This window comes from Aurantimonas endophytica (assembly GCF_014196845.1).
GTDB classification, from domain to species: domain Bacteria; phylum Pseudomonadota; class Alphaproteobacteria; order Rhizobiales; family Rhizobiaceae; genus Aurantimonas; species Aurantimonas endophytica.
Genome location: NZ_JACIEM010000004.1, coordinates 389947 through 401146, shown reverse-complemented (window position 1 = coordinate 401146; position 11200 = coordinate 389947). Strand labels below are relative to the sequence as shown.

Annotated in this window: 8 protein-coding genes; all 8 read right to left on the bottom strand. The window is 69.6% G+C overall.

The annotated features are described in order from the left end of the window. Entirely contained in the window at positions 1-2997 is a 2997-nt protein-coding gene (locus GGR03_RS16375) for a bifunctional [glutamine synthetase] adenylyltransferase/[glutamine synthetase]-adenylyl-L-tyrosine phosphorylase (protein ID WP_183209823.1), read from the bottom strand. Next, positions 2987-4402 (bottom strand): sensor histidine kinase, encoded by a 1416-nt coding sequence (locus tag GGR03_RS16370; RefSeq protein ID WP_183209822.1) that lies wholly within the window; start codon positions 4400-4402, stop codon positions 2987-2989. The genes GGR03_RS16375 and GGR03_RS16370 overlap by 11 nt, the downstream gene beginning before the upstream one ends. A 3-nt stretch (positions 4403-4405) precedes the next feature. Continuing rightward, positions 4406-5122: a response regulator transcription factor gene (locus GGR03_RS16365; protein ID WP_281379040.1), complete on the bottom strand. Its 717-nt coding sequence runs from the start codon at positions 5120-5122 to the stop codon at positions 4406-4408. Between the two features lie 131 nt (positions 5123-5253). Further along, complete coding sequence (locus GGR03_RS16360) at positions 5254-6780, bottom strand: Do family serine endopeptidase (RefSeq protein WP_183209821.1); 1527 nt, start codon at positions 6778-6780, stop codon at positions 5254-5256. A 161-nt stretch (positions 6781-6941) separates the two neighbouring features. Beyond that, on the bottom strand, positions 6942-7427 hold the full coding sequence (locus GGR03_RS16355; protein WP_183209820.1) for a cytochrome c-type biogenesis protein: 486 nt from the start codon (positions 7425-7427) through the stop codon (positions 6942-6944). After that, positions 7427-9409 (bottom strand): heme lyase CcmF/NrfE family subunit, encoded by a 1983-nt coding sequence (locus GGR03_RS16350; protein WP_183209819.1) that lies wholly within the window; start codon positions 9407-9409, stop codon positions 7427-7429. The genes GGR03_RS16355 and GGR03_RS16350 overlap by 1 nt, the downstream gene beginning before the upstream one ends. Beyond that, positions 9406-9897 (bottom strand): cytochrome c maturation protein CcmE, encoded by a 492-nt coding sequence (gene ccmE, locus GGR03_RS16345; protein ID WP_183209818.1) that lies wholly within the window; start codon positions 9895-9897, stop codon positions 9406-9408. Before ccmE ends, GGR03_RS16350 begins: the two co-directional genes overlap by 4 nt. Continuing rightward, on the bottom strand, positions 9894-11072 hold the full coding sequence (ccmI, locus tag GGR03_RS16340) for a c-type cytochrome biogenesis protein CcmI (protein ID WP_183209817.1): 1179 nt from the start codon (positions 11070-11072) through the stop codon (positions 9894-9896). Before ccmI ends, ccmE begins: the two co-directional genes overlap by 4 nt. Between the last annotated feature and the right edge of the window lie 128 nt (positions 11073-11200).

Sequence of the window (11200 nt, the reverse complement as noted above, 5' to 3'; positions counted from 1 at the left end):
TCAGCGCTGGCGCGTCGCCGCCGCGCCGGCGGGCTCCGCCTCGGCCTCCTGCAACGGTAGCAGCGCCTCGAAGGCACGCCGCGTCGCCGCGGCCTCCGCCGCCAGCTGCGGCTCGATACGGTCGGCGGATTCGGCCCCGATGGTTCGCGCCAGGCGCTCGCGCAGGCCGGGCGGCAGTTCCGAAACGTCGCCGACACCGCCCGGTCCCAGCCGCAGCACCTGGATCACCGCGGTGAAGCAGCGCATCGTGCCCGGCAGATCCGCGTCGATCGAGTCTGCCGCCTCGCCGAGATCCGCCGCGGCCAGGACGTCCGCCGTCGGATGCCCGACGAGGTCGAGCGGCGCCCTTCCGGTCAGCAGCGCCCATTGCGCCAGGAATTCGAGGTCGATCAGCCCGCCGGGCCTCAGCTTGAGGTCGAGCGAACCCTTCGGCGGCTTCTCCCGCTCGATCCGTGCCCGCATCGAAGCGACGTCGCGCGACACCTCGGCAGGATCGCGGGGCGCGGCCAGGAGGCTCTCGATCGTCGCCGCGACGATGCCGCGAAGCGCCGGGTCTCCCGCCACCGGCCGCGACCGGGTCAACGCCATCCGCTCCCAGGTCCAGGCTTCGACCTCCTGATAGCGCCGGAAGCGGTCGATATGGGTGGCGAGCGGGCCCATGTTGCCGGATGGGCGGAGGCGAAAGTCCACCTCGTAGAGCACGCCCTCGCGCATCGGCGCGGTCAGCGCCGCGATCAGCCGCTGCGTCAGGCGGGCGAAATAAACCTTCGCCGGCAGCTTCTTCTCGCCGTCGGATTCTTCCGCATCAGTATCGTGGTCGTAGAGCAGGATCAGGTCGACGTCGGATCCGGCCGTCAGCTCCCGGCTGCCGAGGCGGCCCATGCCGAGCAGCGCCACCCTTGCGCCGGGCACCCGGCCGTGGCGCTCGGCGAAGGCGTCGGAGACGGCGGCCAGTGTCGCCTCCAGCACCACGTCGGCGATGTTGGAGAAGGCCGGTCCCGCCTCCCCGACATCGACGACGCCGCTGAGCAGCCGCGCGCCGACAAGGAAGCGCTGTTCGGAGGCGAAGATGCGCAGCCGTGCCAGCACGTCTTCGTAGCCCTGCGCATCGGCGAGGAACGGCGCCAGCCGCTCGGCCATCAGGTCACGATCCGGCACCTCGTCGAAGAACGCCGGGTCGAGCAGCGCATCGAACACATGCGGCCGGGCGGCCATCGTCTCCGTCAGCATCGGCGAAGAGGTGATGATCAGCGCCAGAAGGTCCAGGATGCGCGGGTTGGAGCCGATCAGCGAAAAGAACTGGATGCCGGCGGGCAACCCGGCGAGGAACGTGTCGAAGGCGGCGATGGCGGCATCGGGGTCGCGCGCGTCGGCGAAGGCCGTCAGCAGCATCGGCATGACCTTCGCCAGCCGCTCGCGCGCCGCCTCCGAGCGCGTCGCCCGGTAGCGGCCGTAATTCCAGGAGCGCACGATGCGGGCGATGTCGGCCGGGCGCGCATAGCCGAGCTCGGCCAGCCGCGCGAGGCTCTCCGGGTCGTCGTCGGTGGACAGCAGGCGCTCGAAACCGCCCTGCGGCGGCGCATCCGCGTCGCGGTCGCGCCCGTCGTTGAACAGCCGGGTGAAGTGCCGGTCGACGCGGTGCAGGCGCTCCAGCAGCGCGGTCGAGAAGGCGGCGCGGTCCTCAAAGCCCGCCAGCCGCGCGATGCGCTCGAGCCCGTCGGGGTCGTCCGGCAGCGTGTGGGTCTGCGCGTCGGCCACCATCTGGATACAGTGCTCGATGCGGCGCAGGAACCAGTAGTCGTCCGAGAGGTCCCGCTCGGTATCGGCGGCGATCCAGCCGCCGGCGGTCAGCGCCGCCAGCGCCCGGTCGGTGCGCCGCTGGCGCAGGGCCGGAGAGCGGCCGCCGGCGATCAGCTGCTGCGCCTGGACGAAGAACTCGACCTCGCGGATGCCGCCGCGCCCGAGCTTGACGTTGTGGCCGGCCACCGCGATGTCGTCGAAGCCGCGATGCTCGTCGATGCGCGACTTCATCGCCTGGATGTCGGCGATCGCGGCAAAGTCCAGGTATCGCCGCCAGACGAACGGCGTCAGCTCCTGCAGGAAGGCCTCGCCCGCCGCGCGGTCGCCGGCGACAGGGCGCGCCTTGATCATCGCAGCGCGTTCCCAGTTGCGCCCGCTGCCCTCGTAATAGGTCATCGCCGCATCGGTGGAGATCGCCAGCGGCATGGCGCCCGGATCCGGCCGCAGGCGCAGGTCGGTGCGGAAGACGTAGCCGTCCGCCGTGCGCTCGCCGATCATCCGCACCAGCCGGCGCACCAGCCGCGAGAAGACGTCCACCTGCTCGCCCGGATCGGTGCAGATGCCGGACGCGGCGTCGAAGAACACGATGAGGTCGACGTCGCTGGAATAGTTCAGCTCGCCCGCTCCGAGCTTGCCCATGCCGAGCACGAAGATGCCGCATCCGCGCTCGGGCTCGTCCGGATGCGGCAGCTTTAGCTTTCCGGCGCGATGCGCCTCGGCGATGCAGAAGCGCATCGCAGCGCCGATCGCCGCTTCCGCCAGCGCCGACAAATCGGCCGTGGTTTCCGCCACGGTGCTCGCGCCGAACAGGTCGCGCAGCGCGATCAGCAGGCAGGTCTCGCGCTTGATCCGGCGCAGCTCGGCCATCATGGCGGCTTCGCCGAGCTCGGGCCCGTCGAGGTGAGCGGCTCGCCCGATCAGCGCATCGATCCGCGCCCGCGCATCCTCGCCGAACAGCGCTTCCAGCCATTCGGGATGCTGCAGCATTTCGGCGTTGAGATGGGTGGAAAGGTCGAGGATCGCCGCGAGCGCGTCGACATCCGGGCCGCCCCGTCCGAGAAACGCGTCCAGCTTCGGCAGTTCCTTCGCCCCCGCCGCCTTGCGCAGATCGGCGAGCCAGGCCGCCGCCTTCTCCGGGTCGAGCGGAACCGGGCGGATCTCTCCGCCGATCCTCAGGCGTGGTCTGTCATCCGCCATCGTCGCTGCCGGTCCTTCCGTCGAGGGGAAACACCAGCACGACTCTAAGGCCGGGCGCCGCATCCTCAAGCGTCAGCTCGCCGTCATGGACACGGGCGATCGCCTGGACCAGCGACAGGCCGAGACCCGAACCGGGCATCGTCCGGCTCTGGTCGAGCCGGTAGAAGCGCTCCAGCACCCGCTCGTGCTGGTCGGCCGGGATGCCGGGCCCATCGTCCGCCACCGACAGGATGCAGTTGCCGTCCTGCGCCGAAAGGCGGATCGTCACGGTCGTCTGCCGCCCCTTGCCGACGGCATATTTCAGCGCGTTGTCGATGAGATTGGACAAAGCCTGGGCGATCAGCTCGCGGCTCACCAGCGCCGGAACCGGCGACGGCGCATCGACGACCAGCCGCGCGCCGACCTCCTCGGCCAGCGGCTCGTAGAGTTCGCAGACGTCGGCGACGATCGTCGCGATGTCGACGCGGTCCTTGAGCACCGGATGCGATCCGGCCTCGACGCGGGAGATCATCAGGAGCGCGTCGAAGGTGCGGATCATCTGGTCGGCCTCGCCGATCATCCCCTCCAGCGCCTCGCGCGGCACGCCCTCGCCCGTCCCGCCGCCCAGCGCCGCCTCGGCGCGGTTGCGCAGCCGCGTCAGCGGCGTCTTGAGGTCGTGGGCGATGTTGTCGGAGACCTGCCGCAGCCCCTCCTGCAGCAGCGCGACGCGCGCCAGCAGCCGGTTGAGGTTTTCCGAAAGCCGGTCGAACTCGTCCCCCGCCCCGGTCACCGGCAGCCGTTCGGTCAGGTCGCCGGCGAGAATCCGGTTGCTGGCCGCCGACATCCGGTCGAGCCGCTGCAGCGCCCGACGGCCGACGAAGACCCAGGCCAGCAGCGCAGCCGCCCCCATCAGCGCCAGCGCCAGGATCAGCGCCGAGCGCACGACCTGGCGGAAGCGCTCCTGCTCGGTCTGGTCGCGCCCGACTAGGATGCGCATGCCGTTCGGAAGGCTCACCACCTCGGCGACGGCGATGTGGTAGCGGTCGTCGGCATTGTCGGCAAAGCGCTCGTAGCCGAAGACGTTCTCGGTGAAGCCACCCTTGTCGAGTACGCCGGCCTGCAGGCTCTCGACATTGCCGGCGATGATCCGGCCGGTGGCGTCGGTGGCGAGGTAGAGCGAGGCGCCCGGCTGGCGCGCACGCCGGTCGATGGTGCGGACCAGGCCGATGATGCCGGCGGTCTCGTAGATCAGGCCGAGTTCGCTGATTTCCTCGGCGATGGCCGCGCGGCTCTGGCTCTTCAGGATGTTCGACGCCGTGGCGGTGACGTAGAACACCAGCACGACGGCGCAGACGGCAAAGAGCAGCAGATAGACCGCGGACAGGCGGACCGCCGTCATCCGCATCAGCGCCTTCAGCCGCTCCATGCCCTATTCGCCGGCGCGCATGATGTATCCCGAGCCGCGCACCGTGTGGAGCAGCGCCGAGCCGAACTCGCGCTCGATCTTCGAGCGCAGCCGCGAAACATGCACGTCGATGACGTTGGTCTGCGGGTCGAAATGGTAGTCCCAGACATTCTCCAGCAGCATCGTGCGGGTCACGACCTGGTTGGCGTTCTTCATGAGATATTCGAGCAGCCGGAACTCGCGCGGCTGCAGGATGATCGTCCGCCCCGCCCGCTTCACCTCGTGCGACAGGCGGTCGAGTTCGAGGTCGCCGACCCGGTAGACGGTCTCGACCTCCTTGCCGCCGCGACGCCGGCCGAGCACCTCGATGCGGGCGAGCAGCTCGGAGAAGGCGAAGGGTTTCGGCAGATAGTCGTCGCCCCCGGCCCGCAGGCCGGTAACCCGGTCGTCGACCTGGCCGAGCGCCGAGAGGATCAGCGCCGGGGTGCCGTTGCCCTTCTCGCGCAGGCCGGAGACTACCGAGAGGCCATCGCGTTCGGGCAGCATCCTGTCGACGATGAGCACGTCGTAGCTGCGGGTATCGGCCATGTGGAAGCCGTCCTCGCCGTTCGCCGCGTGCTCGGCGACATGACCTGCCTCGCGCAGCGCCTTGACGAGATAGGCCGCCGCTTCGCGGTCGTCTTCGATGATCAGGATGCGCATGGAATCGGGAGAGGGTCGCTCGGCTGCAGGAGAAGACATGTCTGCTTCCTTATGTCGTCGAAGGAACCCAAAAGAAAAGGCGGCGGCGCCGAAGCGTCTCGATTCCCGAGTCGCCGGCCCCGCCGCCCGCCGGTCTGGACGGGACCTGGTCGGTCCCGTCCGTCATCAGGTCAGCTTTTGGCGATCGGCAACGCCACGAAGCGGTTCTGGTCGCCGTTGCGCAGCTGGAACAGCGCCGCCTTGCGGCCAGCTTCCGAGGCTTCCGAGATCGCGTCGCGAACCTCTTTCTGGCTCGTGACCTCCTTGCCGTTGACGGCGATAATCACGTCGCCGGGCTGGACGCCGCGATCCGCCGCGGTCGAGTCCGGATCGACATCGGTGACCACGACACCGTCGCCATCTTCCGACGGGGTCAGCGTCAGGCCGTAGCCCGACAGCGACGACGGATCGACCGACGGCCGCGGCGCACCCTGGTTATCGGCGGAAGCCGCCTCGTCGAGGCTGGCAAGGTTGCCGAGCGTGACCGGGATGTCCTGTGCCTCGCCACTGCGCCAGACGGTGATTTCCACGTCGGTGCCCGGCCGGAAGTTGGCGACCTTGCGCGACAGTTCGCGCGGGCCTTCGACGGTCTCGCCGTTCACCGCGGTGATGACGTCGCCGGTCTGGATGCCCGCCTTGGAGGCCGGGGTCTCGGTGTCCGGCAGGGTGACGATGGCGCCCTTGTCGTCGGCAAGGCCGACCGCCTCGGCGATGTCCTCGGTCACCGGTCCGATCTGCACGCCCAGCCAGCCGCGCTGGACGTTGCCGTTGTCGCGCAGCGACTGGATTACGTCCTTGGCGACCGAAGCCGGAATGGCGAAGGCGATGCCCACATTGCCGCCCGACGGCGAGAAGATCGCGGTGTTGACGCCGATCACCTCGCCATTGAGGTTGAAGGCCGGGCCGCCCGAGTTGCCGCGATTGACCGCGGCGTCGATCTGCAGGAAGTCGTCGTAGGGGCCGGCGCCGATGTCGCGGCCGCGGGCGGAGACGATACCCGCCGTCACCGAGCCGCCGAGGCCGAAGGGATTGCCGACGGCAACCACCCATTCGCCGACACGGACAGCGTCGTCGCTGTCGAACTCGACATAGGTGAAGGTGCGGTCCGCGTCGTCGATCTTCAGCAGGGCGAGGTCGGTGCGCGGGTCGGTGCCGATCAGCTTGGCGTCGAACTCGGTGCCGTCATCCATGACCACCGTGTACTTGCTGCCGCCTTCGACGACGTGGTTGTTGGTGACCACGTAGCCGTCGTCCGAGATGAAGAAGCCCGAGCCCTGGCCCATGGCGTTGCGGGGTTCGCGACGCGGGTTGACGCCGGGCCCGCCAGGGCCGCCCGGGCCGCCGGGCACGTCGAAGAACCGGCGCAGCGGGTGGTCTTCCGGCAGGTTGTCGAACGGGGTCGCCAGTTCGCTGCGGCGATCGGCGGCCGGCGCGATGTCCTGGGTGACGCGGACCGACACGACGGCCGGCGAGACCTTCTCGACGACGTCGGCGAAACCGAAGTTCTCGACCGGCGCTTCGACCTTCACCGGCTCGGCAAGAACCGGCGCGGTGTTGCTCACCATCCCACCGACCAGGACCGAGCCGGCGACGCCGGCGGCGAGAACGCCTGCGAGCACGCCGCGGCGTGTCTTCTTGCTGTTTGCTTGGTTTCGCATCGGAGACCCTTTTTCCGTTGAATTCGCCCGCGGCTGGTCCGCTCGATGGTCGGATAGCCGCTGATGACGGGGAAAATAGGGAGGCGGGGGTTACGGGAGGTTTTCGGCCGGGTGAATTGTTCGTAAGGTTTGGTGAGCTTGATGCTGGCCCGTGCAGCCGATCAGTGCCGCGGCCGTACCAGTTCGTCGAGCGCCGCCTCTTCCTCTGCCGACAGCGCCGCCGTGGCGCTTTCGCTCCGGCGCTGCCGGGCGCTGAAGACGGCGAAGGCGATGCCCCCAAGAAGCACGACGACGGGTGCTCCCCAGAGCGCCAAGGTCCCCCACTCGAAGCGCGGCTTCAGCAGCACGAAGGCGCCGTAGCGCGAGACGAGATAGTCGATGACCTCGGCATCGGTGTCGCCGGCGACGAGCCGCTGGCGCACCAGCACCCGCAGGTCCTTGGCGAGCTCGGCATCGGAATCGTCGATCGACTGGTTCTGGCAGACGAGGCAGCGCAGCCCCGCCGACAGGTCCCGCGCCCGCGATTCCAGCGCCGGGTCGGCCAGCACCTCGTCGGGCTGGACGGCCTGGACCGGCGAGGTCACCGCACCGGGTAACAACATGCACGCCAGGGCGATGACCGCCAGGAGACGGCGCAGGCGCGGCATCACGCCGACGCCTCCGTGAGCTTGCGCCCGCGGCCGCGGGCAGGTGCGCCCACCCGCAGCCGCCGATCGGCGAGCGAGACGGTGCCGCCGACGGCCATGAAGATCGTGCCGATCCAGATCAACGTGATGAGCGGCTTCCACCAGATCCGCACGACCGTGCCGCCATCCGGCGCCGGATCGCCGAGCGAGATGTAGAGCTGCGAAAACCGTGTCGTGGTGATCCCGGCCTCTGTCGTCGGCATCTGACGGGCCGGGTAGAAGCGCTTGGCGCTTTCCATCGTGCCGGCGCCGACCCCGTCCTGCCGAAGCGTGAACGTGCCGACCTGCTCCTCGTAGTTCGGCCCCGTCCGCGCTGCGATACCGTCGAACTGCACCGAATAGCCCCCGGCGTCGACGCTCTGGCCGGGCACCATCGTGGTCACCGTCTCGGTCTCGAAGGCGGTGGTGGCGACGATGCCGAGCACCGTCACGCCCAGCCCGAAATGCGCCAGCGCGGTGCCGAAGGCCGAACGCGGCAGTCCGCGCAGGCGCGCCAGTCCGACGCGCCAGCCGACCTTGCCGAAATTCGCCCGCCCGAAGAGGTCGACCAGGCTGCCGACCAGCAGCCAGACCGCCAGGCCGAAGCCGAGCGCGGCGAGGATCTCGCCGCCGGAATTCGCCGCGACCGTCGCGAAGATGGCGAGCATCGCCGCCCCGACGGCGACATAGAGACGCTGGGCCGCCGCCAGCAGGTCGCCGCGCTTCCAGGCGAGCAGCGGCCCGAACGGCACAGCGAGCAGCAGCGGCACCATCAGCGGGCCGAAGGTCAGGTCGAAGAACGGCGCGCCGACGGAAATCTTCTCGCCGGTGACGACCTCGAGCAGCAGCGGATACAACGTGCCGATCAGCACCGTCGCGGCCGCCGTCGTCAGGAAGAGGTTGTTGAGCACCAGCGCGCCCTCCCGGCTGATCGGCGCGAACAGGCCGCCCGACTCCAGCGACGCGGCGCGGAAGGCGAAGAGCGCCAGCGAGCCGCCGATGAAGATGCACAGGATGCCGAGGATGAAGACGCCGCGCTCGGGGTCCACGGCGAAGGCATGCACCGAGGTGAGGACGCCGGAGCGCACCAGGAACGTGCCGAGCAGCGACAGCGAGAAGGTGAGGATCGCGAGCAGGATCGTCCAGATCTTCAGTGCCGAGCGCTTCTCCATCACCAGCGCCGAATGCAGCAGCGCGGTGCCCGACAGCCACGGCATGAACGAGGCGTTCTCGACCGGATCCCAGAACCACCAGCCGCCCCAGCCGAGCTCGTAATAGGCCCAGTAGGAGCCCATCGAGATGCCGGCGGTCAGGAAGATCCACGCCGCCAGCGTCCAGGGCCGCACCCAGCGGGCCCAGGCGGCGTCGATCCGCCCGTCGATCAGCGCGGCGACCGCGAAGGAGAACGCCACCGAGAAGCCGACATAGCCGAGATAGAGCAGCGGCGGATGGATCGCGAGGCCGATATCCTGGAGGATCGGGTTGAGGTCCTGGCCCTCCATCGGCGCCGGCACCAGCCGCGTGAACGGGTTGGAGGTGATCAGGATGAACAGCAGGAAGGCCGTCGTGATCCAGGCCTGCACCGCGAGGACATTCGCCTTCAGGCTGGCCGGCAGGTCGCGGCCGAACAGCGCCACCAGCGCCCCGAAGAACACCAGGATCAGCACCCAGAGGAGCATCGAGCCCTCGTGGTTCCCCCAGACGCCGGTGATCTTGTAGAGCATCGGCTTCAGCGAATGGGAATTCTGGAAGACGTTGAGCACCGAGAAGTCGGACATGACATAGGCGGCGGTCAGCGCCGAGAACGAGATGGCGAGGAGCACGAAGGAGGCGGTCGCCGTCAGCGGGCCGGTCTCCATCAGCCTTGCGTCGCCGGTCCGGGCGCCGATCGCCGGCAGCACCGACTGCAGTAGCGACAGCGACAGCGCCAGGATGAGCGCGTAGTGGCCGATCTCGACGATCATGAGCCGGCTCCGGCATTTGTCGCGATGGGGGTCGCGTCGGGATTGACCATGCCCTTGCCGTCCTCCCAGAGGCCCCGCGCCTTCAGGTCGTCCACGACTTCCTTCGGCATGTAGTTCTCGTCGTGCTTGGCCAGCACCGTGTCGGCCATGAACACACGGTCCGGGCCGAGCGTGCCTTCGGTGACGACTCCCTGGCCTTCGCGGAAGAGATCCGGCAGCAGGCCGGTATAGGCGACCGGCACGCTTTCCAGCGTGTCGGTGACGCGGAAGGTGACGTGCTTCGTCCCGTCGCGGACGACCGACCCCTCTTCGACGAGGCCGCCGAGGCGGATGCGCTGGGTCGGGGCCGGGGCATTGGCGACGATGTCGCTCGGCGAGTTGAAGAACGCGACGGAATCCGAAAGGGCCGTGAGCACCAGGCCCGCCGCCGCGCCGATGACGACCAGGATAGCGACGATCGAACTCAGGCGCTTGGCTTTACGGGTCATGGCTGGGTCTCCTGCGCGGCAAGGCCGAGTTGCGTCCCCAATGCGGCGATCTCCCGGCCTGCGGCCGAGTCCGCGGCAAAGGCGCGCGAGGCGGTCTGGAACGCCTCGCTCGCCCGCTCGTCCTCGCCCAGCACCCTATAGGAACGGATCAGGCGCTTCCATCCTTCTACGTCGTCGGGCTGGGTGGCGAGGCGCTCGGCGAGCTGCCCGACCATGCCCCGGATCATCGCCTGGCGATCGGTCTCCGCCATCTGCGACGCCGCTTCCACATCCGCGGCGGTCGGCCCCGGGGCGGCAACACCGGCATCGGCATCGGCCGCCGGCGCGCCGCCGTTCTGGCGGGCATCGGCCAGCGCAGCATTGGCGATCTGCATCCACGGCGCGTCGGGCGGGCTCATCTCGACCAGCTGCGACCAGGCAACCGCCGCTTCCTCGTGGCGGTCCTCCTGCGACAGGTCGAGCGCCAGGAAGAACCGCGCCGGCAGGAAGGCGGGATTGATCGTCAGCGACCGCTCGAACGCCGCCCGCGCCTCGTCGGTGACCTCGCCATCCGCCAGCTGCGTCAGTGCCTCGCCCAGCCCCGCCTCGCGCGGCGCAGAGGAACCGAGCAGCCGGATCGCCTGGCGGAAGGCTTCCGCGGCGTCCTGCGGCCGTTCCATGCGCAGGTAGATCGGCGCCAGCACGTCCCAGCCGCGTCCATCCCCGGGCTCGGTGCGCAACCGCTCCTCGGCGGCGGCAACCATCCGGCCGACGTCCGGATCGGGCGTCTGGCTCGGGCTCTGGCGCGAGGCGAGCGGCAGGTCGGGAAGACCCGGCGCGCCATAGAGATAATAGAGGCCGGCCGAGGTCAGCGGCACCAGTGCCACGACCGCGACCACCGTGGCGATCGCGCCGCGCCGTTGCCAGCCGCGCGCCCCGCCTTCCACGGCGAGCCTCGCCTTGCCGTCGGCGCGCAGCAGCCGCCGTCCGATCTCGGCCCGCGCCGTCGCCGCCTCTGCGGCCGGCATCGTGCCGCGCTCGACATCGGCATCGAGCTCGCGCAGCTGGGCGGAATAGACCTCGACATCATGCTCGGCGCGGGAAGCGACCCGGCGCGGCGCATCGGCAAGCAACGGCCACAAGGCGATTAGCGTCGCGGCAGCCGTCATGCCGGCTGCGACAAACCAGAAAACCATGCCACCCTTATACGAACAGCGGGGCCCGAGCGGAACAGGCCGGCGAACCCGGCCGCCGCTTCCCCGCGGTTACACTGCAATACGCGACGAGGCTCTAGCAGAGCGGGCAATGCCTGCCCATTCAAATG